This is a genomic window from Kitasatospora sp. NPDC056327 (assembly GCF_042261735.1).
Classification (GTDB): Bacteria; Actinomycetota; Actinomycetes; order Streptomycetales; family Streptomycetaceae; genus Kitasatospora.
Genome location: NZ_JBHJRC010000066.1, coordinates 1 through 25508, shown reverse-complemented (window position 1 = coordinate 25508; position 25508 = coordinate 1). Strand labels below are relative to the sequence as shown.

The window sequence follows — 25508 nt, the reverse complement described above, 5'->3', positions numbered from 1 at the left end:
CCACCGTGACCGGGGAAGTCCGGAGGCGTCGGAACCGGGCACGGGTAGAGTGACCGGCCGAACCACCAGGAGGGGCGCCAATGCGGATACCACCGGGGATACGGAGACGAACCGGAACATTCGGGATCGGGGCGGGCACGGTGCTCGCGGCGCTCGTGCTGCTCGGCGGCACCGGAACGACCGCTGCGGCCGACCCGGGCACCGCGCCGGGCCCCACGGCGGCGTCGACGGCGAGCGCCTCCGCCGCGCCGGGCGGCCAACCCGCCGACGCCACACCCCGGTCCGAGCGGCTGGCCGAGGAGCTGCGCAGGAACCCGGTGTACGTCTCGGCCGCCCAGCCGCGGAGGCTGCCGCGCTCGCTCGCCCCGCGGATCGCCGCCCTCGCCGGGCGCACCGGTGTGCCCACCTACGTACTGGCGCTGCCGGACGGCGACGCCGCACTGCTCGCCCTGGTGCACGACCGCCTCGGCGCGGACGGCCTCTACGTGGTGATCGGCGACAACGGCCACATCACCGCGTCCGCGTTCGGCGTCGACGTCCCGGTGGACGACGCCCGGCGGATCTCCCTGTACGGGACCCCGTACGGTGCCGGGCCGCTCGCCGCGTTCGAGGGCTTCGTCGACGCCGTCGCCTCCGGGAAGGAGCGGGCCGCCGCCAAGGCCCAGGAGGTCCACGACCGGTACCACCGGAGCGACCGGCGCCGCCCGTACATCAGCTCGACCGACCGGGAGAACCAGAACCTGCTGCTCGGGCTGGCCGTGGTGGTGATCCCCGGTCTGGTGCTGGCCCTGGGCCTGCGCCTCGCCCTCCGCCGGCCCCGCCCCGCAGGACCCGTCGGCGTCGCCTCCACCCGGAGGACCGGGCCGCGCAGGAAACCCGCCGTCAGCCTGGACAAGGGGCCCGGGGCGCCGCGCGGTGCCCGGGCTCGGGGCGCCGTGCGGCGCCGCCGCGGCCGGTGGCCGGTGACGCTGCTGCCGGTCACACTGCTGGCGACGGCCGCCGCCGTGTTCGGCGTGGTGCACTTCGCGCCCACCGCCTTCCCCCAGGTCGTCGACAGCTCCTACCTGAACGTCACCCCGGCCGACCTGGACGCGCGGGTCGACGAGATCGCCGCCGGGCTCGCGGCCGGCCCGATCTACCAGGACCCGTCCGGCCCCGACGCGCTGGCCGCCGCCGAGCTGCCCGCGATCCGGCAGCGGCTCACCGAACTCGCCCCCAAGGGCCCGGTGCACGTCGTGGTCACCCCCACCGGCAGCGACGACGAGACCGGCCACGACAGCGACCTGCTGCTCGCCCTGATCCACGAACGCACCGGCCGCAACGGCGTCTACGTCCTGGTCGACCCGCTGACCGGCGTGATCGACCTCGACAGCTACGGCACCGACCTGGACACCGTGCGCCGCTTCACCCGCGTGCCGACCGAGGTCAGGTACGCGTACGGGGGGACCAAGGCCCTGACCGCGGCACCGCGGCTGAACCGGGTGCTGGACGCCGTCGCGACCGCCGAACCGAAACCCGGCTACGACCCGGTCGAACGCCGGACCACACTGCCCCCGCTGCGCGACAACCGGCTGCCCGCCCTGTTCGGCAACGACTTCGGGCCCGGCATCGCGCTCGGCGTCATGCTGCTCGGCATCCTGCTCCTGCTGGCCTGGGGCGTCCGCACCGTCGCCCGGTCCGTGATCCGCTCCCGGCGGGCCCGCGCGGCCGGCACCGCGCCGCAGCACGCCGGGCCCCCGCGCACCACCCCGCTGCCGTCCCTTCGGCAACTGCGCGCCTGGGCCCGCGAGGACGTCCGCGAACTCGCCGCGCAACTGGCCGCCGCCGATCAGGACGCACCCGGCCGCACCCTCGCCTGGGACTGCCTGGACGCCGCCGAACTCCTCGGCGGCGGCGGCGAACAGCGCCCCGGCGGGGCGGACGGGACGGACGACGCGGACGGGGCGGGCACGGCGGGCGACCTGGCCGCCGTCGTGGTGCTCGCCCGGGCCGGGCTCACCGCGCTCCGCGGCCACGCCCACCCCGCCGTCTGCCGGCTCGACCCGCTGCACGGCGACGCCACCGGCGGCCGGGTGCCGGCCTGGTTCGCCGGGCTCGGCATCGGCCCGCGGTCCGCACGGCTGTGCCCGGCCTGCCGGGACGCCCTCCACAGCGGCGGAGCCGACCGGGCGGGCCGGGCCCGCGGCCGACTGCTGCGCCTGCCCCGCCCGGACGGCCGCACCCCGGCCGTCTGGGACGAGGCCGGGCAGATCCTGCCGGCCGCCCGCGAAGGGCTCGAAGCACTCATCCTCAGGGCCAGGGAGTCCGCCAGTGTCCAGTGACCGCCCGACCGTCCGTCACCCGTTCGCCGGCCGCCAACCGTTCGCCGTGCGCCTTGCGTGCTCCGCTCGCCGGCCGGCCGCCGGCCCCGTCCGGCGCCCGCTCCGGGGTCTGTTCGCCGCGCTGCTGATGGCGTGTGCGGCGTTGCTCGGCGCCGGTGCCCCCGCCCGCGCGGACAGCGCGGCCCCCGGACCGACCGCCACGACGATCGTCGAGGCGCTGGCCACCACCCCGGTCTACGTCGACCCGTCCTTCGCGGCCGCCGTCACCGCCTCCCAACAGCGGGAACTCGCCGACCGGATCGCCGCGACCGGCCTGCCGATCAAGGTGGCGCTGGTGCCGCTGAAGAAGGGCGACGCGTTCGACGGCAACGCCAAGTCCCTGGCCGCGGTGGTCCAGGAACGCCTCGGCCAGCCGCAGCTGATCCTGCTCACCAACGACGAGTACGGGAGCTGGCTCCGGGGCACCGAGTGGCCGAGCGACACCCACACGACCCGCGACGCCGCCATGGCCGTGGGCATGCTCAGGGAACTCAAGGACGCCGGACTCGCCGCCCGCGTCGGCCGGGCCGTCGACCTGATCCAGTCCGGCCGGGGCACCGAGGTCTACAAGGCCGAGACCGCACGGCTCGACCGGGACCGCGCGGCCCGCCCGAAGGCGACGGACGGGGGCGCCGACTCCTCCTCCGGCGCCCCGGGGAGCCTGCTCGCGGCCGCCGCGGCGCTGGTCGTCCTCGCCGCCGTCGGCGCCGCCTTCCTGGTGCGCCGCCGCCGCTCGCCCCGGCACACCGCCTTCACCTTCCCCGACGCCGTCTTCGCCGCCGACCGGGCCGCCGACGAGGCAGGGCTGCACCGACAGGCCACCGCCGAGGTGCTCGCCCTCGGCGAGGCCGTGAACGCCGCCGACGGGGCCACCACCCCCGGCCTGGGCCGCGCCCTGGACGCCTACGACGCGGCCGGCCGGGTCCTGGACGGCGCCCGCGGCATCCCCGACCTGGCGGGCGTGCTCGCGCTGGCCGCCGAGGGACGCGCCGCGCTCACGGCCGAACCGCGGCTCCCGCTGTGCTTCTTCGACCCCCGGCACGGCTCCGCGGTCCGCCGCACCGTGTGGCGCCCGCTCGGCCGCCGGGAACGCGTCGACGTCGCCGTCTGCGAGGACTGCGCCCGGGCCCTGCAGACCCGCCGGGCACCCCAGGTGCTCGCCGTCCGCGACCAGGGCCGCACCGTCCCCTACTTCGAACTGCCCGCCGCCCGCAGCCTCTGGGCCGCCACCGGCTACGGCTCGCTGCTCTCCGGCCCCGACGACACCCTCGCCGCCCGGGTCGGCGCCGGCGGGTTCAGCCGGGCCCGGCAGCACTCCGAGGACCACGGCACGGCCAACGGCTGACCCCGAAGGTCTCCCCGGGGTCGTGGCCGGCGCGAGGTGCATGCCCTGCGGCCGTTGAGCCGGGGGCTCGTGTCATCGCTGAATCCGGCGGTCGCCCTCGCGGACCCGGCCGGGGACGTCGGCGGATCGGCCACCCGCATCCGTAGCGGTGGCTCCGGCGTGCGCGGCCTCCAGGGCGAGCAGGGAACGGAGCCGGGCCCCGGCCAGCCGGTTCGGCGGACGTCGAGCCGGGCGGTCGGGGGAAGGACGGGCGGGACCCCGGGCGTTGGTGCCGCCCGGGGTCCCGGGTTCCGCGCTGTCCTCGCCCGCGCCCGGCTCGACGTCCGCCGGCGGGTCAGTGCGGGTCAGTGCATGTCAGTGCTGGTTCAGTGCGGGTCGGTGCGGGTCGGTGCGGGCTCCCGGGCCTGCTCCAGCGGTTCACCAGCCGTTGCCGATCTCGCGGGCGTCGTCGACCTGGCCGGTGCCCCCGGTGCCGGGATAGACGTACAGATTCCCGTTCCCGTTGTTACGGGTGACGACATCGGGCTTCCCGTCACCCGTGTAATCCGCGACACCCACGAACGTGAAATCCTGCCAACCGGCACCGATCTCCGCCGCATCGGCGACCTGGCCGGTGCCCCCGGTGCCGGGATAGACGTACAGATTCCCGTTCCCGTTGTTACGGGTGACGACGTCAGGTTTCCCGTCACCCGTGTAATCCGCGACACCCACGAACGTGAAATCCTGCCAACCGGCACCGATCTCCGCCGCATCGGCGACGTAGTCGGTTCCGCCGCGCCCCGGATAGACGTAGAGGTTGCCGTTGCCGTTGTTGCGGGTGACGACATCGGGCTTGCCGTCACCCGTGTAGTCCGCGACGCCCGCGAACGTGAAGTCCTGCCAGCCGATGCCGATCTCGACGCCGGCGGCCAGGCGGCCCGTCCCGCCGGTGCCGGGGTGGACGTAGAGGTTGCCGTTGCCGTTGTTGCGGGAGACGACGTCGGGCTTGCCGTCACCCGTGTAGTCGGCGACACCGGCGAACGTGACGCTGCTCCAGCCGGTGCCGATCTCGACGCGCGCCCGGCTGCTGTACCCGTCGCCGCTCCCGGGGAAGAGGTAGAGGGTGCCGCTCGCGTCCTCCCGGGCGATGGTGTCGGAGTATCCGTCGCCGTCGTAGTCGGCGGCCCCCGCGAAGGTCCATCCGGTGCCGGGCACGTACGCGGGCGCCGCCGTGAGGACGTTGCCGCGGACGTAGGCCCCGAGGGAGTTGCCCGCCGCCACTCCGGCGTCGGCGTCCCAGCGGTAGTGCACGCCGAGGTAGATGCGGCTCAGCGCGTTCTCCCGGGCCGCGGCGGTGAAGGTGGTGAAGGTACGGGTGGCCCCCACTGCCTGGGGGTCGTCGGTGGTGGCGGTGAAGGTGACCTGGTCGCCGAAGAGGCCGCGCATCACCCCGGCCCAGGCCGCGCCGAAGGTGGCGTGTCCGGAGACGTAGGCGGGGAACGGCGGGGTGAAGCGCTGGCCCGCGCGGTTGACGGAGAGGGGCTGCCAGGCCGGGTCCGGGGTGATGCCCGGGCTGGTGGCGGGATCAGCGAGCCGGATCGCGCTCTGGGGGCGCCAAAGGTCGATGCTGCTCGCGTACTTGGCGTCCCAGGCGACGATCGAGGCGTCGGCCAGGGCCACCGCGACCAGGGCGAACAGCCTGGCGTTCTCCGTCTGGGTCAGGCCCTTCTGCTGGGCGACCGTACGGGTGATGTCGAAGAGCTGGCCGGGCGGCTTGTAGGTGCCGTCGACGTCGTTGGCCCAGAAGAACGCCTGCCGGGTCTGATCGGCGGTGCGGGTGGTGGACGTGGCCGAGCCCAGCGACTTCACCTCGTTGACCTGCACGGCGTAGGCGGGATCGGCCAGCAGCGCCGCGTAGGAGGTGGCCTGCGCGGGCGCCTGGGGGCGGAACTGTGCGCCGGAGGTCATGGCGAACGGTGCGAGCCGGCCCCAGTTGGGGTCGACCGGGGCCGACTGCCCCGGGTCGGTGGGCCGCCAGGCGCCGGGCACGTTGTCCAGGACGTAGGACGGGTCCCAGGCGGGCGTGGTGCGGGGCCGGCGCTCGACCGCGACCCGGGCCACCTCGCTCCCGACCGCGGCCCCCTGGTTGCGGGCCGTCGCGGTGACGGAGGCCGGGATGGTGGCCCGGGCCGCGGCGAGCGCCTGGTCGAAGTCGGCGGCGAAGTCGTGGGCGGGGTTGAAGCCCGGGAACAGCCCGGTCAGGGTGTCGTGCGCGGCCTGGTCGATCGCCGCCTCGACGGAGGCGGTTCCGGGAGCAGGCACCACGGTCAGGTACGGACGGAACCGGCGATCGGCGGCGGGCGTGACGGAGTCCACCGCGTCCCAGATCGCCGTGTGCATCACGGCTCCCGCGTGCGCCAGGGGCCCGGGCCCGGTGTTGCGGGTCTGCCGGTAGGCGTCGAGCAGGACCTTGTTCCAGAAGACGACGTGATCGGTGGGCCCGGACGCGGCCACCGCCTCCCTCGGCGGTACCAGCACGGCGGACCCCGCGACGGTCAGCGCTGCCACTGCCAGCATGCCGACCCGGTGGCGTGTTCGAACCGCTCTCATATTCCCCCCTGGAATGGATATGTCGGCCATGTCAGCCGCGCCGGCGCATGCACCGGGGTTCGGCCGGGAATGCCTACCGGCCGGACCCGGCTTCCGCGGCACCCGCCCGACAGGGCGCAGCCGTGTACCGGACGCATGGTTCGGGCGCGTACATGACAGACAGGCTACCGGGAGCGGGGGCGGCCGGAAGCGTTCTGATCGACTTCGTCGGACGGACTTCCGGCCGGCGCGGGCGCCGGTGCGGCGCAGCCGGCGGGAGTCGGCGGACCTCGCACTGCGGGGGGCGGGCGGAGCCGGGGCCGCGGGGGGCGGGCCGTACCCGGTCCCGGGGCCGGGATATGGTCCACCGGGAGGTACGGGAATGAGCTTTCGACTGGCCGCGTACGCCGTGTGCCTCGACGACGGGCGGGTGCTGATCGCCCGTCATGTGTCGCCCATTGGCGAATCCACCTGGACCCTTCCGGGCGGGAGGGTCGAGCACGGCGAGGATCCGTTGGACACCGTGATCCGGGAAGTGGCCGAGGAGACCGGCTGCGACGCGGTGGTCGAGCGTCTGCTGGGTGTGGATTCGAGGGTGATACCGGCGGCCGAACGCGCCGTCCCCGGCGGTCCCGAGCACCAGAACGTGGGCGTCTTCTACCAGGTGCGGATCCTCGGCGGCCGGCTCCGGCCCGAACCGGGCGGCGCGATCGCCGAGTCGGTCTGGACCGCGCTCCCCCGCGTCGCGGGGCTGCGTCGATCGTCGCTGGTCGACATCGGCCTCGCCCTGGCGCGGACCCTTCCGGCGACCGGCCACGTCGCACCCGTTCCGGTGGGTGGCCTGATCCAGCACTGAGTGCGCCCACTGCGGGCACGCGGCGTTCGGTACGCCCGCTCCGGCACTGCCGCGAGCCGCCCGACGCCGTTGCGGGCACCCCCTCCCGCACTGTGACCCGGGAGTTGCCTCCGGTCGGACCGGTGATTGTGACGCCCACGAGAACACGTGTGACGCGCACGAGACGAGGTGCGCCCGTGCGCTCGTGGTGCGCCGCCCGGTGGCCGGGGTTCCGGTGCTCTCCTGTTCCTCGGCACCCAAAGCACCGGCGTGGGCACGCGCACGTCCTGCGTCCCCACGGCATTCCTCACTGCCCTACGGAGGCCCCATCATGCAGAAGTCCCTGACCGCTGCCGCGCTCGCGGCGTTCACCGCGACGGTCCTCGCGACCACGGCGGCGGCCGCGGCCGTCCCCGGCACCGTCTCCGGCGACGGTGGCAACCGCATCGCCGTCGTCAGGAGCGACGGCACGGCGATCGTGAAGGAGGGCGGCCTCGGCGCCCAGTGGACCACCGAGGCCGACGGCGTGAAGCAGATCGTGGTCGCCGGCGACCGGATCGGCGTCCTAAGGGAGAACGGGTCGGTGATCGTGAAGCAGGGCGGCCTCGGCGCCCAGTGGGTGGTCGTGGCCGACAACGTCAAGCAGATCGCGCTGTCCGGCGACCGCGTCGGCATCGTGAAGGGCAACGGCGTCGCCTACGTCAAGGAGGGCGCCCTCACCTCCCAGTGGACCCTGGAGGCCGAGAGCGTCAAGTCCCTGCAGCTCGCCGGCACCCGGATCGGCGTGGTGAGGGGCAACGGCACCGCGATCGTGAAGGAGGGCGGTCTCGGTGCCCAGTGGACCCTGGAGGCCGACAACACCAAGCAGCTCGCGCTGTCCGGCAACCGCATCGGCATCCTGAAGGGCAACGGCGTCGCCTACGTCAAGGAAGGCGGCCTCGGCGCGCAGTGGATCCTGGAAGCCGACAACACGGTTCAGCTGGAGCTCTCGCGGGACCGCATCGGTGTGCTCAAGGACGACGGCACCGCGATCGTGAAGGAGGGCGGCCTCAGCACCGCGTGGACCCTGGAGGCCGACAACACCACGCAGCTCGCGCTGTCCGGCAACCGCATCGGCATCCTGAAGGACGACGGCGTCGCCTACGTCAAGGAAGGCGGCCTCAGCACCGCGTGGACCCTGGAGGCCGACAACGTGACCGAGCTCGCGCTCTCCTGACCTCCTGACCTCCTGCCGTCCCCGTCCGCGGCCGCGTCCCCGGCCACGGACGGGACAACGGTGAACGGTGAACCGCGCAGCGGTCGTGGGGCCGGGCGGCGGGCAACCGCCGCCCGGCCGGGAGGCCCACCCGGCCGGCGCGGGAAATATTCGATGGCCCCGGTGCCGCGCGTTCCGCTAGGTTTGCGGAGCGGGCGGCTCCGCGGCGTGCTTCCTTCTCCACTTCTTCCGACACCTGCAGTGCGCCCCCTCTCCGCCCGCTTCTCCTCTTCCCCACCATCTTCGTGAGGGTCTCTCCGCATGCCCCGAGCCATCACGGCTCCCTTCGACAGCGATGTCGACCTCGATCTCGGTTCCTTCCTGCTCCGCCGGCGCGGAGCCGTCTGCGTGGCCCCCGGCGATCTGCTGCCGGAGGCCGACCCCTGGAGCACGCGCGGTCTGGTGGCGCTCGACGCCGACCTGGTGCGGCGCGGCTTCCTGCTCACCGCCGGACTCAGGGCCGCGCTGGCCAGGCTGTCGCCCGTCCGGCTGGCCGAGCTCGGCGACGGGCTGCTCGCCCGGATCGACCACCTGCTCGGCGCGGACCGCGAGCACGTGCCGCTGTTCCGCCGCTTCCCCGACGCCGTGCCCGACCACGCGCAGCTGCTCTGGACCAGGCAGATCCGGGCGTTCCTGCTCAACCAGCCCCGGCAGCCCTGCTCGCACTGCGGCCGGCGCGCCGCCGAGGCCGGCATCGGGGCCCTCGCACCGTGCGCGCACCTGCTCTGCGAGGGCTGCCTCCAGGCCCTCACGGCGGACGGCCGCGGGGAGCGGTGCCCGACCTGCGGCAGTCCGCTGGGCGCCGGGACGTACCTCCCCGAGGACCACTGGATCGGACGGAAGGCGGCGCAGGAGTTCGGCGGCGAGCAGGCGCTCCGCCCACTGCGGCTCATCACGGGCGACCAGGTCACCGCCGCGATGGGCGAGCTGGACCGGCTGCTGGCGCGCCGCACCCCGCTCTCGCCGCAGGACCGCGAGGACCTGACCGCGCTGCTCGCCCACGCGCCCGCGGACCTGCCCCGCCGGCTGCCCGTGCGGATCCCGGTGCGGGAGACCAAGGCGACCGTGCTCGCCGCCCTGCTGCGCCGCGGCGGGGCGGACGCCCTGCCGCTCCTCGCCCAGCGGACCGACACCGCGACCGACGTGCTGCGGCTGCTCTGGGCGTGGTCCGGGGCCGAACCCGACCTGCTGCCCGGCACCGCCCGGCGGCTGCGGCTCAAGGGGCTGCCCCGGGCGGTCCGCCGGGGCCTGCTGGAGATCCTGGAGGGCCTGCACCCGGGGGCGCTCGTCGAGGACCTGCGCCGTCACCGGTCGGCCTGGCTGCGGGCGGGCGAACTGCTCCACCCGTACGAGTACCGGCACCGCTTCCCCAACGTCACCGCGGCGTTCGTGGTGCTGCGGGAGACGGACCTGCGCACCCACGGGGTGGGCCGGGAGGCCGCCGACCCGCCGGCCGGACCGCTGCGCGTGGTGCGGGCCGGGGAGCGCACCCGGCTGGGGTTCACCGGGTTCGCCGGGCGGGTCGAGGCCCTGCTCGCCGCGGGGGACACCGAGGGTGCGCTGCGGGTGCTCGCCGGCCGGCCGGGCGAACTCGTCCGCCGGCTGCACCACGTCCTCCGGGTGCACGCCACCGTCGCGCCCGGGACGCCGCTCGCCCCGGGTGCGACGGACACCGTGGCCGCCGCCCTGGCCCGGGTCGCGCCGGGACCGCTGCTCGGCGCCTACGGGGCGCTGCGCGGTACCCGGACGGCGGGCGAGCGGCGGCTGTACTTCCCGCGCGGGACGGTCTCGCTGGCGCACGCCCGCGAGGACCACGGAACCGTGGTGCCCGCCGAGGTCGCGCGCCCGGTCGTCCTGGCGATCGAGGCCGAACTGGTGCGGCGCAGCGCCGCCGACGGCGAGCGGTACGCGGTGGCGCTGCTGGACGAGGGCCTGGCCGACCTGGTCGTGCCGTTCGCCGAGCGGGCCGCCGGGAAGGCCCTGGTGTGCGTCCCGCGCGGCAGCCGCCTGCCCCTGCCGGCCGGGGAGCGGCTGCGGCTGTTCCTGCACTGGATGCAGCCCGAGCACCTGCGGGTGGACCTCGACCTGTCGGTGGCGCTGTACGACGAGCAGTGGCGGTTCACCGGCCTGTGCGACTACACCGGTCTGGTGCACGGAGACCGGGCCGCGGTCCACTCGGGCGACTACGTCTCCGCGCCGCCGCCGGACGGGGCGACCGAGTTCGTCGACCTGGACCTCGCCCGGCTGACCGCGGGCCGCTCGCGGTACGCGGTGATGATCGTGTTCAGCTACAACGACGTCGCCTTCGAGCAACTGACCGATGCCTTCACCGGGTTCATGGACCTGGGTGCCGCTCCCGGGGGGAGCCCGCACTTCCACCCGCGGACGGTCCGGCAGCGTCTCGACCTGGTCGGCGACGCCAAGGTGTGCGTGCCGATGATCGTCGACCTGGTCGACCGCCGCTACACCTGGACCGACCTCAACACCGGTGCGGACGGCGGCTTCCACAGCGTCGCCCGGCACCGGGACGAGGTCGGCGCGCTCAGCCGCGACGTCCTGGCGCACTTCTCCCCGGAGAACCGGGCCACGCTCTGGGACCTCGCGGCCGCCCGCGCGGCGGCCTGCACCGACCGGGTGGTGGTGCGCGGGACGGACGGCGGCCTGCGGCAGTGGCGGCGCGCCCCCGGCGAGACCGCCGAGCGGTTCGCGGCCCGCCTCCGGGGGCTCCGGGGACCGGACCCGGATCCGGTCCCCGGCCCGGCCGAACTCCTGGCCGGGAGGCGGGCGTTCGTCGCCCTGGTGAACGGCGACGTACCCGCCCCGGACGAGCTGTCCGGGGCGCTCTACCGCCTCCACCCGGGCCCCGTCGACGCCGCACCGGAGGCCCTGGAACGCCTCACCGCCGGCGACCTCGTCGCCACCCTCACCACGATGGACCGCACGGCTGCGGGACGGCTCGTGCCCTGACCCGCGGGTCTGCGGGGCCTGCAACCGGTTCGGACCGCCGCTGTGGCAGGTCCGCCGGTGTCAGGGGACGGGGTGGCCGCCGGTGGGGGCCGGGGGCAGGTAGGTGATGTGCGGTGCGCCCGTTCTCGGGTGGATGGTGACCTCGGCCGTGACGCCGTACACGTCGGCGAGGAGGTGCGGGGTGAGCACCTCGGCGGGTGGGCCGGTGGCGGTGACGCGGCCGGCTCGCAGGACGTAGAGCCGGTCGCAGTAGTAGGCGGCGAGGTTGAGGTCGTGCAGGGCGACCAGGACCGTTGCGGGCAGCCGGCGCAGGGTGGCGAGGACGTCCAGCTGGTGGCGGACGTCGAGGTGGTTGGTGGGTTCGTCGAGGACGAGCAGGGACGGCTGCTGGGCGAGCGCCCGGGCGATCAGGACGCGCTGCCGCTCGCCGCCGGAGAGCCGGTCGAACGGCCGCCCGGCGAGTCCGCGAGCGTCCACCGCGGCGAGCGCGGCGCCGATCAGCGCGGCGTCCTCCGCCGTGTCGCCGTCGAGCAGGCGCTTGTGCGGGGTGCGGCCCATCGCGACGACCTCGCGCACCGTCAGGTCGAACTCCGCGACCTGGTCCTGCACCACCGCCGCGACCGTCCGGGCGAGCCGGCGGGCGGGCAGGGTCCGGGTGTCGGTGCCGTCGAGGAGGACCCGCCCGGTGTCGGGGCGCAGCACCCGGTAGACGGCACGCAGCAGACTGGACTTGCCGCTGCCGTTCGGTCCGACCAGGCCGACCACCTCGCCGGGGCGGGCGGTCAGGCAGACGTCCTCGACCAGGCGGTGGGCCCCGGCGGTGAGGGTGACCCCGTCGACGGCGAGGTCGGCCGGGCTCACCGGGTGTCCCGGCCGGCGGCCCGGCGGGCGTCGCGGCGCATCAGCCAGAGGAAGAACGGGCCGCCGCAGAGCGCCGTGAGCACGCCGACCGGGATCTCGACGGGTGCGGCGACGACCCGCGCCGCGATGTCGGCCCAGACGAGGAAGACGGCGCCGCCGAGCGCGGCGGCCGGCAGGACCTTCCGGTGGTCGCCGCCGACGGCGAGCCGCACCACGTGCGGGAGCATCAGGCCGACGAAGCCGATCGGCCCGGCCGCCGCCACCAGCACGCCGGTGACCAGTGAGAGCAGGACGAACATCCGGGCCCGGAAGCGCGCCACGTCCAGGCCCAGGGTCGCGGCGGCCTCCTCCCCCGCGAGCAGCAGGTTGAGGTTGCGGGCCTGCGGCAGCAGCACGGCCAGTCCGAGCAGGACGGCGGCGCCGGGCAGCCAGAGGGTGTCCCAGGTGACGCCGCCGAGGCCGCCCAGCGTCCAGGCGAGCACGGCGCGGGCCTCGTTGCCGCGGCCGGTGGTGAGCAGCAGCAGGTCGAGCACGGCGGTGAGCACCGCGGCGACGGCCACGCCGGAGAGCACCAGCCGGGCGGAGGTGATCCGGCCGCCGGCGCGGGCCGTGGTGTAGACGAGCAGCAGCGCGCCGAGCGCCCCGGCGAAGGCGGCCGCGGACAGCGACAGCCGGCCGGCCAGGGCGGCCCCGGAGACGATCACGGTGACGGCGCCCAGCGAGGCGCCGGAGGAGACACCGAGCAGGTAGGGCTCGGCGAGCGGGTTGCGGACCAGGGCCTGGAGCGCGGTGCCGACGGTGGCGAGACCGGCCCCGGTGAGCGCGCCGAGCAGCACCCGGGGCGCCCGGACGTCCAGCACGATGGTCTCCCGGGCCCGGGACCAGTCCGGTGGCGAGCGGTCGGCACCCGCCGCGTGGGTGAGGATGCCCCACACCTGTGCGGGCGGCACCCGCACCGAGCCGAGGGCGAGACCGGCCGCGGCGGAGAGCAGCAGGACCGCGGCGAGCAGGGCGAGGACGGCGGCGGGCGGGGCGGTCCGCCGGTCCGGGCCGGCCGGCCGCCGGTCCGCCGCCGGGACGCCGCCGGGCACGGCCGTGTCCTCGCGGCCTCCGCGGCCTCCGCCGCCTCCGTTGCCGACGTTCCCGGACGGTGCCCCGGTGGCGGGGTGCGGGTCCGTCACCGGAAGCTCCCGGGGTGCAGGCCGCGCGCGAGGTCCTCCACCGCGTAGGCGGAGCGGACGCCGACCAGGGCCGCCGTCAGCGGCAGGACGACGAAGCGCCGGTTCCGTACGGCCGGCACGTCCGCCAGGGCGGGCTGCGCCAGCAGGAACCGCACCTTCTCCTCGACGCTCCCCGCGTCGGCGTAGTCGTACACGGCGATGACCTCCGGCCGGCGCTCGACGACCTGTTCCCAGGAGACGTCGCCGAAGACGGTGTCGAGGTCGGCGAAGACGTTCCGGCCGCCGGCCAGCCGGATCAGCTCGGTGCCGAGGCTCCGGCCGCCCGCGGTGAACGGGGCCTTGTCGCCGCTGTCGTAGACGAGGACCGGCACCTCGGGGGTGCCCGCGACGGCTCCGGCCGCCCGGGCGACGCGGCCCTCAAGGTCAGCGACCAGGGCCTCGGCGCGGTCGCGGACGCCGAAGATCCGGCCGAGGGTGCGGACCTCCTCGTAGGTGTCCGCCATGGTGACCCGCTGCTCGCCGCAGTACTCGCGGTTGAGGTGGGTCCGGATCCCGGCGTCGGTGAACGCCCGGCGCGAGCGGCCCTCGTTCTCGGCGAAGGCGCTGCCGTAGCCGCCGTAGACGAGGTCCGGCTCGGCCTCCAGGATCCGCTCGAAGGACGGTTCCTTCGCGGCCAGGACCGGGATCGACGCGTAGTCCTCGCGCAGCGCCGGCAGGACGGGCGAGTCGGGGAAGGCGGTGCCGACCATCCGGTCGCGCAGTCCGAGCGAGAGCAGGAGTTCCGCCGGGTGCTGGTGGACGGTGACGACCCGGGCGGGCGGCCGGTCGTAGGTGGTGGTGACGCCGCAGTTCAGGACGGTGAGGGGGAAGCCGTCGGCGGCCGGGCCGGCGCCCGCTGCCGACGGGCCGCTCCGGGCCGGGGCGCCGCAGCCGGCGACGGCGGCTACGGCTACGGCCACGGCGAGCAGCGCGGCCGGCACGAGGGCGGCAGCGGGGCGGACACGGGCCGCAGGCGCAGCACGGGCGGGAGGGACGGGAGGGGCGGGAGGGACAGCGCCGGCGGGACGGGCGGGACGGACGGAATGGACACGGCGGTGGCAACGGTCGTGCACGGCAAGCCTCCTGGGGAGTCCGCGCTCCTCGGAACGGGCCCGCGACGGGCCAGTGTCCTGACTCCCGGGGAGGGCGTGGCTCGCCCTCCCCGGTCACAGTGGCGGGACCGTGCCGGACTCGCACCGGCTTCCTGTCCCCGTCGCGGCGGTGTCGTGGTCGTCGTGGTGTCGTGGTCGTCGTGGTGGTGGTACCCCGCCGGGGCCGGGAACGTGCACACCCCGGCCCCGCCGTCAGACCGGGCGGACCGCCCGCAGCACCAGCCGGTCGGCGTTCTCGTCGTACGGGCGGCCGTCGAAGCCGCCGAACACCTCGATCCGCCCGAAACCCGCCTCCTCGGCCATCCGGCGCAGCTCCACCGCGCTGTAGACGAACCACACCAGGGTGGCGCGGGTGACGCGGTCGCCGCGCACCATCACCCAGTCGCTGCGCAGCCGCGCCCAGTCGTCCAGCACCGTGTCGGTCTGGACGACGAGGTCCTCGCCGCGCCGCACCACCTTCGGCGGGGTGACCCGGCGGGCCAGCAGTTCCTTGCCCGCGAGGTCGAGGACGAGCGTGCCGCCGGGCGTCAGGCTGTCGTGCATGGTGCGCAGCACCCGGGCGTTGTCGGCGGGGTCCTCGAAGTAGCCGAAGGAGGTGAACATGTTGAGCACCACGTCGAACTCGCCGGGCGCCTCGTAGGCGCGCGCGTCGGCCCGGACGAACGTCACCTTGGCGCCGGCCTCCTCGGCGAGCCGCCGGGCCCGCTCCAGCATGGGCTCGCTGAGGTCGACGCCGGTGACCGCGTGGCCGCGGCGCGCCAGCGGGACGCTGAACACGCCGGGCCCGCAGCAGAGGTCGAGCACCCGGGAACCGGCCGGGAGGTCCAGCAGCGGGGAGGAGCCGAGCAGTTGCTCGGCCTGCTCGTGGCGCTGCTCGGAGAACAGGAAGTCGTGGAACTCGGTCCAGAAGTCATCGTCCTGGAACCCGCCCGTCCGTGTCATACGGCCTCAGTGCTCCTTCGTCGTCGTGCGGTTGGGGGTGCGGTTGGGGGTCGGTCCCGGCCGCGCGGGAGCGCAGCGCGAGCAGCAGCGGGGGCAGCAGCAGGCACTGGGCGGCGGCGAGCAGCCAGAACAGGCCGGTGTGGCCGCCCCGTTCGGAGATTCCGTAGAGCTGTCCGCCGAGGATGCCGCTGGCGCAGGCGCCGAGTCCGGCGCCGAGCCGCTGCTGCCCGAAGACCACGGCGTCCGAGCGCGGGCTGCGGGCCAGCGCCTCCAGGTCGTTCTTGAGGAAGAGCACGATGTCGCCCAGGGTGATCAGCGCCCCGCCCGCCAGCAGCGCGGGCCGGGTGCCGGCGGCGAGCACGGCCAGCCCGGCGGCGAGCCCGGCGAAGCCGGCCGCCAGGGCCACCGGGTAGGGCATCCGCCGGATCGCGTCGGAGGCGAGCGGCTGCACCACCACGACCAGGGTGAAGCAGAGCAGCAGCACCAGGCTGTAGAAGGTGCCGGAGGCCTGCTCGACCGCGTACATCGCCAGGAAGTGCTGGAAGTGGAAGTACAGGTAGAAGGCGAGCGCGTTGGCCGCGAACGGCAGCACCGCGAGCCCGGCCAGCAGGCCCTGTCCGGTTCCCGGTGCGTCGGCGCGCTTCGGCGCCGACCCGGCGGGCAGGGCCGCGTGGCCGGCGGTGACCAGGACGAACAGCGCCGTGACGGCGAGGAACAGGTAGCCGGGCGAGGAGAGCACGAACGGCCCGGCGATCAGCGGCCCCACCGCCATGCCCGCGTTGAGGGCGGCGTTGCCGGCCGACAGGAACGCCGGCCGGCGTTCGTCGTCGACGCCCCGTACCAGGTAGGCCTTGTTGGCGGGCAGGTACAGTGCGGCGCCGCAGCAGGTCAGCACGAGCGCGCCGACCGCCAGCGGCGGCCAGCGCAGCGCGAGCAGCAGGCCGACGAAGCCCGCCGTGCGGACGGTGAGTGCCCACAGCATGGTGTGCCGCAGGCCGATCCGCTCGGCCAGTGCGCCGCCGGCGATGCCGCCGGAGAACTGCACGAGGGAGGCCGCCGCCAGCACGACGCCGACCGTGCCGAGGCCCATGCCGAGCCGCTCGTGCAGGAAGACCGACATGAACGGCAGCACCATGAAGCTGCCGAGCGGGATCAGGAACGAGCTGAGCAGCAGGAACCGCAGCGGCCCGTCGAGCGTGCCGAGGGCGGCCCTCAGCCCGGCCGGGCCGGCGGCGCGCTCAGCCACCGTCGGCCCCGCCGCCCCCGCCCTCACCGGCGGCCCCCGGGGCGGGCGCGGGGTCGGGCGCGGGCCCGAGCACCGGAACGGGCCCGGGCGCGGACGTGGGCCCGGCCGGTTCGGTGAGCACCCGCAGGGCGTTGGCGGCGGCGACCGCGTGGTGGGTGGCCAGCTCCGCGGTGTCGCCCTCGGCGTAGACGATGCCCGCGTAGCCCCGGCTGTCGGCCAGGTGCTCGACCAGGTCGCCCGGCGCCCTGACCGGGTACCAGGCGGGCGAGCCGGGCAGGCCGGCCAGCCGCTCCAGCCCGGCGACACCGGTGAACACCCCGGGCGCGGCCGGGTAGCCGAGGACGAAGGCGACGGCGGGGCCACCGGGCGGCTCGGCGTCCATCAGCGCGGGCCGGCGGCCGAGCGCGGCCTCGACCAGCGCCTCGTACACGTTGACGCCGAGCGCGCGGCACAGGCCCTCGCCGACCAGCGCGCCGCCGATCCGGGGGTTGATCTCGACGACCTCCGGACCGTCCGCGGTCAGCACGAACTCCACGTGCGCGAAGCGGTCGGTGTAGCCGACGGCGGCCAGGACGTCGCCCAGCCACCGCTCCAGCGCCGCCCGGCGCGGCTCCGGGAACGCCACCGGGAACGCCGTGATCTCCTCGCGGAAGTACGGCTCGGGCGACATCAGCCGGCTGGAGACGCCCAGCAGCCTGGTCCGGCCGTCCCAGCCGAGCGTCTCGGCGCTGTACACCGGCCCGGCGAAGTACGGTTCGGCGAACAGCCGGCCGCGGAACTCCCGCCCGGCGGCCTCGGCGAGGACGGCGTCCAGCTCCGCCGGGTCGCGCACCAGCCAGACGTTCTGGCTGCCGGTGCCCGCGGTGTCCTTGAGGACGGCGGGCAGGCCGGGCTCCTTGAGGATTGCCTCCGCCGTCTCCGGGCCGGCCCCGGTGACCGGTACCGCGCGGCCGCGGGTCAGCCCGGCCTCGTACAGCCGGCGGCGCACCGCCGACTTGTCGCGGGTCAGCCGCAGCACGGCCGGGTCGAGGCCTGGCAGGCCGAGCCGTTCGGCGAGTTCGGCGGCGACCAGCGTCCAGGTGTCGGTGGAGCTGATCAGGCCGCGCGGCCGCGGGGAGCGTTCCAGCAGCGCGGTGAGGCCGTCGACGTCGAAGGTCTCGGTCTCCACGACGTCCAGCGCGTCGGCCGGCAGCCGGTCCAGCTCGTAGGTGTAGTAGGACCGGTCGCGGGTGAGCAGGGTCAGCCGCTCACCGAGCGCGTCGGCGGCGCGCACCAGGTGACCGAGGCCGAAGGTGAGCGACTCCAGGCAGACGATGCTCATGCCGCCCGCTCCTTCGGGTGCGGCGGGCACGCGGTGCGCCGCCAGGCCATCGTGGACCAGGGCATGGACATCTCCTCGGGGGCGGAGACCTCGACCGGTTTCAACGCGGCCGGGTCGGGGGCTTCGGCGTGCCGGGCGAAGACGCGCTCGACGTAGCGGTGACCGGTGTCGGCACCGATCACCAGGTGCAGCCGGTCGGGGTGGCGGCGCGCCTCGTAGGTCGCGGCCAGGTAGCCGGCGCCGGTGGACAGCCCGGCGAAGACGGCGTGGTCGCGCAGCAGGGCGACGGCGCCCGCCATCGCGTGGGTGAAGTCCAGCCAGTGGATGCCGTCGTAGAGGTGGTGGCGGACGTTGTCGAAGACGATGGAGGAGCCGATCCCGGCGATGATCGCCTCCGGGTCGTGGTGCCCCTGGCTGCCGAAGGTGACGCTGCCGAAGGGCTGCACCCCGACCAGCCGCACCGACGGGTCGAAGGCGCGCAGCCGGGTCGCCACCCCGCCGGTCGAGGCACCGGAGCCGACGCCGCCGACGACGGTCAGCGCGGCGCCGGGGAAGGCGGCCGTGATCCGGTCGGCGACGTCGTGGTAGCCGAGGTAGTGGATGTCGTCGTGGTACTGCCGCATCCAGTGCCAGTCCGGGTGCACGGCCAGCAGTTCGCGCACCCGCCGCACCCGCAGCTCCTGGTCCAGCTTGAGGTCGCGGGAGGGCACGACCTGCTCGACGGTGGCGCCGAGGATCTCCAGCTGGGCGCGGGTGGTGGCGTCGACGGTGGTGGAGGCGACGATGTGGCAGTGCATGCCGTAGCGGTGGCAGGCGAGCGCCAGCGCGTAGGCGTAGATGCCGCTGGAGCTGTCCACCAGGGTCTGGCCCGGGTGGACGGTGCCGCGTTCCAGCAGGTGGCGGACGGCGGCGAGCGCCGAGTAGATCTTCATCGACTCGAACCGGACCAGCACGAGGCCGTCGGTGAGCCGGACGAGATCGGGGACCTTCAGGGCGTCGGCGATGTGGGGGTGGATCACCTGTAGCCTCCTTGGGCGAAGGAACACTGGTGGCCGAGCGTGTGGAAGAACGCGGACAGGTCCGACTTGAGCGCGGCGTCGGGGCGTCCGGGGAGCAGGTAGCCGATCAGGCAGCCGGTGTGGGCGACGAAGATCCCGTCGGCGCCGAACTCCTCGCGGTGGGCGAGCAGTTCGTCGAACGTGGCCTTGGGGAGGACCTGCTGGGAGAGCGTGGCGCTCACCGTGGCCGTCCGCGCGACGGCGGCCGGGTCGCCCGCGGCGAAGCCCTTCAGCAGGTCGGTCAGGCAGCGCCGGTACTCCTCGCCGTGCCGCCGGTAGTGCCCGAGCAGCAGGTCGGTGACGGCGGCGGTGTCCACCGTCCCGGGCTCGGTGATGTACGCGGTGTGGAAGCCGATTCCGGCGCCCATCCGCCGCACCACCCGGTGCCGGCCGCTCAGGTAGAGGGCGAACTCGTCGAGGAAGACGCTGTCCGCGCGCTCGATCTCGCGCAGCACGGCGAGCACCACCCCGGTGTCGTACGGCAGCGCGAAGATCCGGAACAGACAGCGCAGTGTCGCCACGATGTCGGCGGTCGAACTCGCCATGCCCACACCGACGGTGAGGTCGGAGTGCACGCACCAGCGGCCCGGCGGCAGGGTCAGTCCGAAGCGCTCCAGGAACAGCCGGGCCGCCGTCGCGGCCTTCTCCCCGAGCGGCAGCGGCCCCGGTGGGTCCGTCCCCGGGGTGAAGTGCACCCAGGAGTGGCGGTCGACGGGGAACGACACCACCGCGATGTCGGGCCGGGGGCCGGCGTGCAGCGGCCCCTGGTACAGCTCGCCCAGGGTGCCGTGGCAGACACCGGAGACCGTGCCGCCCGGCGGCGGGGCGGGCCGGGCCCCTCCGGTGGGGGTCACCGGGGCACCACCCGGGCCGCCGGACGGCGGGTCGGCCGGCGCCCGGTGCGGGCGGGCGGAACTCGCGCGGTCACGGACACGTACTCCTCCTCGTTCCGAGCCCCGCGTGACGACCCGGAGGAGGAAGGTACGGCGCGTCGTCGCACGCTGCGCAGCCGTCCGTACCGCCGACCCGGTCCACGAGGTCACCGTGCACAGCCCGCACGTGGGGGTGCGGGCGCAGCGGCAGGTCTTCGGACTCGTGGGCCGGTGCGCCGGGGGCGGCGCACGCCTACCGGCCGTCGCTTGCCGGGCCGGGGCGGAGCCCGGTCCCGGTGCTGTTGACGGCTTTCGTTCCCACTCACCGCTGCGGGACAGTCCCGGTTTCCCACCGGGTTCCCTCTTGCGTCGCGCTGCCGAGGTCGGGTCGGACAGGAGGCGCGAACCAGCTGCGGACACGAGCATACGGGGGCTCGCGCTCCGGTGGCAGAGCGCGCGCGCACGGTTGTCCGAATGCCGTCGGTCCGCGGGCCGGGGCGTCGGGGCGCTGCGGCGGAAGGACCGGCGGCGCACGTGTCACTCTGGCCGGATACGGGCTCGGCAAGGCGGAACCCCTCCGTCACACTTGTTCGACCCACCTCCCGCTGTACACCGTCAAACGGTGTCCCGCCGTTCCGGAAGGTCCACGATGCTGCCTGAGACGACGCCGCGGGGCGACGGTCCGGACGCCCCGCCCGCCGCCGGACGACGGCCCGCCGAACGCGTCGCCCTCCGCTCCGACCTGCGGGCCGCACTGCCCGACGCGGGCGCGGCGTTCGGCGTCACCGCGGCGGTGTTCCTGCTGCTGTACGTCCGGATGAACGCCGGCACCTCGGCGACGGTGGCGGTCATGCCGTTCATGGACGACGCGGGCACGTACTGGATGTACCTGCTGAGCCAGGCGTTCGGCTGGTCGGGGCTGCTGTGGGCGTGGGGGACGGTGGTGCTCGGGCTGCTGCTGTCCGGGCCGCGGCCCGCCCGGCTACCGGTCGCGCGGCAGACCCTGGAGCGCTGGCACCGCACGACGAGCCTGACCACGACGGCCCTGATGTTCGCGCACGCGCTGCTGTTCGCGGCCGAACTCGTGCGCTACGAGGCCGAGTCGACGTGGGGCGACCGGCTCTGGTCGGGGTTCGCCGACAGCTTCGTGCCCGGCTGGTACGACTCCGGCACCGGCCGGACCGCCATCCCGCTCGGGCAGGGCGCGCTCTACCTGGCCGTGCCACTCGGCCTGCTGTTCTACGTGCGGCACCGGATCGGGCCGAACACCTGGCGCCGGCTGCACCGCTTCGTGATCGTCGTCTACGTGCTGAGCGTCTGGCACACGCTGCTCTACGGGACCAACGTCTGGTACGGCGAGTGGCCGCGCACCGTCGTGTGGCTGCTGCAAGTGCCGCTCGCCGTACTGCTGTTGGTCCGGCTGCTGCGGCCCGCCCGGCGGGCCGAGCGGCTGGGGGCACCGGGGGCCGGCGGGGCGCGGGCGCTGCCGGCGTGGGTGGTGCGGGCGCTCGGACGGGTCGCGGTGGCGGCCGTCGTGGTCGGCCTGATCGCGGTGGTGGCCTCCGGCCACGACGGCGGGCGGACGCGGCCGCCGGCGGCGCCGGCGCCGTCGGCCTCCAGCGGGCAGGCCGGCGGGACCGGGTGAGCGGGTGGGGCTGAGCGGGCGAGCGGCGAGCGGGCGGTTCGGCGTCGGGGGCGGCGGACGTACGGCGGACGGCGCCGGGCTGCGCGCGTGGGTGCCGTCGGCCTGGCGGGTGCGTCGGCCTGGCGGGTGTACCGGCCTGCGGACGGCACCGGCCGTATGAGGGCCGTCCACCGGGCCGAGCGGCCGGCCGGCCGGTTCGGGGACGGGCTGGGCGGGAAGCCGGTCCGATGGAATGATGATCGACGACAGGGCGACGGCGGAACGAGGAATCCGGTGAGAATCCGGAGCGGTCCCGCCACTGTGACCGGCGAGCGGATCCCGCGCGGGCCACTGCCCCCGTGAGGGGCGGGAAGGCCGGGACGAGCTGCGACCCGGGAGCCAGGAGACTCACGGCGTCGCCACCTCGCAGGAGCCCGGGGCGGATCTCCCCGGAGAGAGGGGTGGTTCGGCATGCCCGACCTCATGGACACCGGAACGGCCGGAGCCGGCGGCGGAACGCCCACCGGCCCGGCGGCCGGCAGTGGAACGGCGGTCGGTACCGCAGCCGGCCCGGGGAGCACGACGGGAACCGCGGCAGACGGCGGTACGGCGGCGGAACCGCCCGGCCCGGCGCCCTGCCGGGTGGTGGTCTGCCGCGACTGCTGCTGCGGCACGGTCAAGGTGACCGGCACGGACCACGCCGCGCAGACCGCGCGGCTGCGCGAGGCCGCCCCGGTGCGGGTCTCCGAGTGCCTGGACGTGTGCGAGCGCGCGAACGTGATCGTGGTCCGGCCCTCCGCCGGGGGCCGGTCGGCCGGCGGACGGCCGGTTTGGCTGGGCCTGGTCAACGACCCGGCCGCGACGGAGGCGGTCGCCGACTGGATCCGGGCCGGCGGCCCCGGGCTGGCCCCGCGCCCGGCACTGCTGGACCGTCACGTCTTCCCCGCGCCGCGCCGGACGGCCCCCCTCGCCTGAGCGGTCACCTCTGCTCCCGGGCCGGGCGGTCCGGGAGCAGGGTCCGGGGGCCGGGCTCCTTTCCCCCGAACCCGGCCCGCCCGGGCCTGAACTCCCCTCCCCGCGCCGTTCTCGACCGCGGTCCGCCGCGCGCCCCGCTCCCGACACCGTCACGGACTCAGAGTCATATGACTGATGCGAGCCGGACACAGCGCGCGTGACAGTGAGGACCGATGGGCTCCACCTCGGGGCGCAGGGAGCGGCACGACCCGCGCCCGGCCCGCCCCGCCCCGCCGAGGAGTCCCCCGGCGCTGCCGGCACAGCAACCGGCAGACAACCGCGCCCGCGAACAACCCCGACTTCCGTACCGCCACGGCCCGTCCCGGCGGCCGGCAAGGAGCAGACGTGAACAGTACCCGGCTCTTCGACGGTGCCGCGCACCACCCGCAGCACACCCCTCCCGCCTCCGGCGGCCCCTTCGGCTCCGCCCTGCGCGACTACGTCCTGAACAGCCTCCCCGTCGCCCTCGAAGACATCTCCGCAGGTCGCCTGACGTATCATCAACTCGCAGACTTACAGGAGCAGATGCTCCGGAGCGTCGCTCCGGTGGTCCTCGCCGAGGACGACGAACGGACCGCCCGCCTCCTCCAGCTCGACCTGCTCTTCCTGCTCAGCGGCTACGCACCCGCCGGGCCCCAGGCCGCGCCCCGGGCCCTGACCGAGCTGATCTCCACCCGGTGCGGCAGGTTCCCCGCCCTGGATCCCCACCTGAGCTACGAGCTCCTGATCGACGTCAACTGCGAGGAACACCTGCGCAGCGGCGACATCCGGGTGTTCTCCGCAGGCCGGGACGCCGCCCTCGAACGGGACTTCTACCTCGGCCACCACCTCTCCGAGCCGTGGGCCAGGTCGGCGGCGTACGGCCTGCGTTCGCTGGTCCTGCCGGCGACCGTCCGGCCCACCGCCGGCCGGCCCGCCCCCGACCGGCTCGTCACCGACCGGCTCGTCACCGCCCGGCCCGCCGCGGTCCTGGACGACGTCGGCGAACACCTCGCGGAGTTCACCCGGTACATGGCGAGGTACCGCAGGCTGTCGCAGGAGGCGTTCGACCGGTTCCGCCCCTACCACATGGGCCATCCCGGCGGCCCGCGCGGCGCGAGCGGCGCGTTCATGCCCAGCGTCCACCTCCTCGAACTCGCCCTGCTGCCGCCGTCGAAGGAGTACGGCGTCTTCCTGGACCAGTCGATGTCCTACTTCCCCTCCTGGTCCCGGCCCGTCCTCGCGCGATGGCGCGGCGACTCCATCCGCGGGGCGAACGTGTCCCAGCGGCTGCGGGACGGACGGCTGGTGCTCGACCCCGCGGGCCGCGACCGGCTGGTCCGGGTGATCGACAGGTTCGTCGACTTCCGGATGGCCCACCTGGGCGTCACCCGCCACGCGCTCCCCGAGGCGTTCCGCGACCGGACCGGGCTGACCCGTCGCGACATCCACGGGCAGGGCGGCGAGCACGACATCCTGGACGGCCGGGACCCCGGCACCTCGGGGTTCAGCGTCCGGCACGTGCTCACCAACGCGGTCTACCGGCTCCTCGCACTCCGCGCCGACGTCGCCCACCCCGGCTCCGCGCCGGCCAACAGTTGAGGCAGGCAACCGATGCCAGCATTCCGTGTCGCGGTCGTCGACGCGTACGGCACCGCCTCCGGCTTCGCCGGCGCGTTCGGCGCGCTGGACGGCGAGGTGATCCAGGTCCGGAGCACAGCCGCCCATCCGCCCGGCGTCGATCCGGCGGACGACCGGGCCTTCGGCCGTGTGCTGGTCCACGACGGCGACCCGGACGCCCTGGCCGCACGGCTCGCCGCGCTGGACACGGTCGCTGTCCTGGCCGGCCGCGAGACCGGGGTGGAGCTCGCCGACACCCTCTCCGAACGGCTGGGCCTGCCCACCAACGGCACGGCCCTGAGCAGCGCGCGGCGCGACAAGTACGTGCAGATCGAGACGATCAAGGCGCAGGGCGTCCCCGGCATGCGGCAGCTGCGCACCGGCGACGAGGCCGAACTGCTCGCCTGGCACGAGAAGCTCGGCGGGACCGTGGTCGTCAAACCCCTGCGCGGTTACTGGGGCGCCGGTGTGTCGTTCTGCGACCTGCCGCGGGACTCGGCCGCCGCGCTGCGCGGACTGCGCAGCCGCCGCACGCTCCTGGGCGAGCCGGTCACCGAGGTGGTGGCCCAGGAGTACCTGGTGGGCGCCGAGTACATCGTGAACACGGTCAGCTGCGCGGGTGCGCACCGGCTGACCGACGCCTGGCGCACCGAGCGGATCGAGGCCAACGGGGTCCGGGACCTGGTGACCGCACAGGTGCTGCTGCGCTCCGACGAGGAGCCGGTCGGCGAGCTCTTCGACTACGGCCGCCGGGTGCTGGACTCCCTCGGAATCCGGTACGGCGCGGCACACCTGGAGATCAAGCTGACCCCGGACGGCCCGCGGCTGGTCGAGGCCGGCGCCCGCGTCTCGGGGCTGCCCTACTACACGGCCGAGGTCCTGGGCGAGGGCCAGCTGGAGTGGAGCGTCGACGCCTACGTCCGCCCCGACCGGTTCCGCGCCCGGGCCGACCGCCCCTACCGACGGCGGCACGCGTTCGCCTGGGCGGCGCTGGTCGCCCCGGCGTCGGGACGCCTGCGGGGCTACCGCGCGCTGGACCGGATCGAACGGCTGGCCGGATTCCGCTCCCTCACCGTCCTGGTACGCCCCGGCGACACCATCACCGCGACCACCTACGACCGCGAGTACCCGGCCACCCTGACCCTCAGCCACCCGGTGGACGCCGTCCTGCAACGCGACCTCAACACGGTGCGCTACCTCGACGGCCCCGGCATGTACGACATCACGCCGCCGGTTGGCGGTGTTCCGTCGGCCGGTCCACGGCCATGATCACCCGCCCGCCCGCCCGCACGGCGGGCGTGCGTGCGGG

The 25508-nt window shown here is 75.2% G+C and carries 18 protein-coding genes and 3 riboswitches; of the genes, 9 read left to right on the top strand and 9 right to left on the bottom strand.

Annotated elements, in window-relative coordinates; translation table 11 throughout:
* The first annotated feature begins 140 nt into the window (after nt 1–140).
* Both ACFCX4_RS12715 and ACFCX4_RS12710 read left to right on the top strand, forming a co-directional pair.
* The gene (locus ACFCX4_RS12715) at nt 141–2321 is read left to right on the top strand and encodes a hypothetical protein (protein ID WP_376141312.1); all 2181 of its coding nucleotides are present in this window, start codon (nt 141–143) and stop codon (nt 2319–2321) included.
* The gene (locus ACFCX4_RS12710) at nt 2311–3705 is read left to right on the top strand and encodes a hypothetical protein (protein ID WP_376141310.1); all 1395 of its coding nucleotides are present in this window, start codon (nt 2311–2313) and stop codon (nt 3703–3705) included. The genes ACFCX4_RS12715 and ACFCX4_RS12710 overlap by 11 nt, the downstream gene beginning before the upstream one ends.
* Before the next feature lie 417 nt (nt 3706–4122).
* Here ACFCX4_RS12710 and ACFCX4_RS12705 read toward each other — a convergent pair whose 3' ends face one another.
* Complete coding sequence (locus ACFCX4_RS12705) at nt 4123–6261, bottom strand: FG-GAP-like repeat-containing protein (RefSeq protein ID WP_376141308.1); 2139 nt, start codon at nt 6259–6261, stop codon at nt 4123–4125.
* A 394-nt stretch (nt 6262–6655) separates the two neighbouring features.
* Here ACFCX4_RS12705 and ACFCX4_RS12700 point away from each other — a divergent pair, with 394 nt between their 5' ends.
* The 3 genes from ACFCX4_RS12700 (at nt 6656) to ACFCX4_RS12690 (ending at nt 11330) form a co-directional block, all read left to right on the top strand.
* Entirely contained in the window at nt 6656–7129 is a 474-nt protein-coding gene (locus ACFCX4_RS12700; RefSeq protein WP_376141306.1) for an NUDIX hydrolase, read from the top strand.
* 310 nt (nt 7130–7439) lie between these two features.
* Nucleotides 7440–8324, top strand: a complete 885-nt coding sequence (locus tag ACFCX4_RS12695; protein ID WP_376141304.1) for a peptidase S1 — start codon at nt 7440–7442, stop codon at nt 8322–8324.
* Nucleotides 8325–8624: 300 nt separating this feature from the next.
* On the top strand, nt 8625–11330 hold the full coding sequence (locus ACFCX4_RS12690; protein ID WP_376141302.1) for an MXAN_6230/SCO0854 family RING domain-containing protein: 2706 nt from the start codon (nt 8625–8627) through the stop codon (nt 11328–11330).
* A 60-nt stretch (nt 11331–11390) separates the two neighbouring features.
* On the opposite strand, the gene ACFCX4_RS12685 is transcribed toward ACFCX4_RS12690, so the two are convergent.
* From ACFCX4_RS12685 to ACFCX4_RS12650, 8 genes are all read right to left on the bottom strand, one after another.
* Nucleotides 11391–12191 carry an ABC transporter ATP-binding protein gene (locus ACFCX4_RS12685; protein WP_376141300.1) on the bottom strand — a complete coding sequence of 267 codons (801 nt, stop codon included), beginning with the start codon at nt 12189–12191 and terminating at the stop codon, nt 11391–11393.
* Nucleotides 12188–13282, bottom strand: coding sequence for a FecCD family ABC transporter permease (locus ACFCX4_RS12680; RefSeq protein ID WP_376141298.1), 1095 nt, complete (start codon nt 13280–13282; stop codon nt 12188–12190). Before ACFCX4_RS12680 ends, ACFCX4_RS12685 begins: the two co-directional genes overlap by 4 nt.
* Before the next feature lie 86 nt (nt 13283–13368).
* Nucleotides 13369–14340: an ABC transporter substrate-binding protein gene (locus ACFCX4_RS12675; protein WP_376141327.1), complete on the bottom strand. Its 972-nt coding sequence runs from the start codon at nt 14338–14340 to the stop codon at nt 13369–13371.
* A gap of 194 nt (nt 14341–14534) precedes the next feature.
* A riboswitch (cobalamin riboswitch) is annotated at nt 14535–14619 on the bottom strand.
* 96 nt (nt 14620–14715) lie between these two features.
* A complete protein-coding gene (locus tag ACFCX4_RS12670; RefSeq protein ID WP_376141296.1) occupies nt 14716–15465 on the bottom strand; it encodes a class I SAM-dependent methyltransferase in 750 nt (249 codons plus the stop codon).
* Nucleotides 15434–16711 carry an MFS transporter gene (locus ACFCX4_RS12665; protein WP_376141294.1) on the bottom strand — a complete coding sequence of 426 codons (1278 nt, stop codon included), beginning with the start codon at nt 16709–16711 and terminating at the stop codon, nt 15434–15436. The genes ACFCX4_RS12670 and ACFCX4_RS12665 overlap by 32 nt, the downstream gene beginning before the upstream one ends.
* Entirely contained in the window at nt 16704–18032 is a 1329-nt protein-coding gene (locus tag ACFCX4_RS12660; protein ID WP_376141293.1) for an ATP-grasp domain-containing protein, read from the bottom strand. Before ACFCX4_RS12660 ends, ACFCX4_RS12665 begins: the two co-directional genes overlap by 8 nt.
* Nucleotides 18029–19051, bottom strand: a complete 1023-nt coding sequence (locus ACFCX4_RS12655; protein WP_376141291.1) for a cysteine synthase family protein — start codon at nt 19049–19051, stop codon at nt 18029–18031. Before ACFCX4_RS12655 ends, ACFCX4_RS12660 begins: the two co-directional genes overlap by 4 nt.
* On the bottom strand, nt 19048–19944 hold the full coding sequence (locus ACFCX4_RS12650) for a hypothetical protein (RefSeq protein WP_376141289.1): 897 nt from the start codon (nt 19942–19944) through the stop codon (nt 19048–19050). The genes ACFCX4_RS12655 and ACFCX4_RS12650 overlap by 4 nt, the downstream gene beginning before the upstream one ends.
* A 227-nt stretch (nt 19945–20171) precedes the next feature.
* A riboswitch (cobalamin riboswitch) is annotated at nt 20172–20328 on the bottom strand.
* A 283-nt stretch (nt 20329–20611) separates the two neighbouring features.
* On the opposite strand from ACFCX4_RS12650, the gene ACFCX4_RS12645 reads away from it, so the two are divergent.
* The 4 genes from ACFCX4_RS12645 (at nt 20612) to ACFCX4_RS12630 (ending at nt 25468) form a co-directional block, all read left to right on the top strand.
* Nucleotides 20612–21607 (top strand): ferric reductase-like transmembrane domain-containing protein, encoded by a 996-nt coding sequence (locus ACFCX4_RS12645; protein ID WP_376141288.1) that lies wholly within the window; start codon nt 20612–20614, stop codon nt 21605–21607.
* 260 nt (nt 21608–21867) lie between these two features.
* Nucleotides 21868–21996, top strand: a riboswitch (cobalamin riboswitch).
* A gap of 232 nt (nt 21997–22228) precedes the next feature.
* The gene (locus tag ACFCX4_RS12640; RefSeq protein WP_376141325.1) at nt 22229–22561 is read left to right on the top strand and encodes a hypothetical protein; all 333 of its coding nucleotides are present in this window, start codon (nt 22229–22231) and stop codon (nt 22559–22561) included.
* Nucleotides 22562–22945: 384 nt separating this feature from the next.
* The gene (locus tag ACFCX4_RS12635) at nt 22946–24181 is read left to right on the top strand and encodes a hypothetical protein (RefSeq protein WP_376141286.1); all 1236 of its coding nucleotides are present in this window, start codon (nt 22946–22948) and stop codon (nt 24179–24181) included.
* 12 nt (nt 24182–24193) lie between these two features.
* A complete protein-coding gene (locus ACFCX4_RS12630; protein ID WP_376141284.1) occupies nt 24194–25468 on the top strand; it encodes an ATP-grasp domain-containing protein in 1275 nt (424 codons plus the stop codon).
* Nucleotides 25469–25508 lie beyond the last annotated feature (40 nt).

What these genes read in the sequence shown, in the direction of transcription:
- ACFCX4_RS12705 (WP_376141308.1), bottom strand. Translation starts at nt 6,261, where the DNA reads ATGCTGGCAGTGGCAGCGCTGACCGTCGCGGGGTCCGCCGTGCTGGTA.
- ACFCX4_RS12700 (WP_376141306.1), top strand. Translation starts at nt 6,656, where the DNA reads ATGAGCTTTCGACTGGCCGCGTACGCCGTGTGCCTCGACGACGGGCGG.
- ACFCX4_RS12695 (WP_376141304.1), top strand. Translation starts at nt 7,440, where the DNA reads ATGCAGAAGTCCCTGACCGCTGCCGCGCTCGCGGCGTTCACCGCGACG.
- ACFCX4_RS12690 (WP_376141302.1), top strand. Translation starts at nt 8,625, where the DNA reads ATGCCCCGAGCCATCACGGCTCCCTTCGACAGCGATGTCGACCTCGAT.
- ACFCX4_RS12670 (WP_376141296.1), bottom strand. Translation starts at nt 15,465, where the DNA reads ATGACACGGACGGGCGGGTTCCAGGACGATGACTTCTGGACCGAGTTC.
- ACFCX4_RS12660 (WP_376141293.1), bottom strand. Translation starts at nt 18,032, where the DNA reads ATGAGCATCGTCTGCCTGGAGTCGCTCACCTTCGGCCTCGGTCACCTG.
- ACFCX4_RS12645 (WP_376141288.1), top strand. Translation starts at nt 20,612, where the DNA reads ATGCTGCCTGAGACGACGCCGCGGGGCGACGGTCCGGACGCCCCGCCC.
- ACFCX4_RS12630 (WP_376141284.1), top strand. Translation starts at nt 24,194, where the DNA reads ATGCCAGCATTCCGTGTCGCGGTCGTCGACGCGTACGGCACCGCCTCC.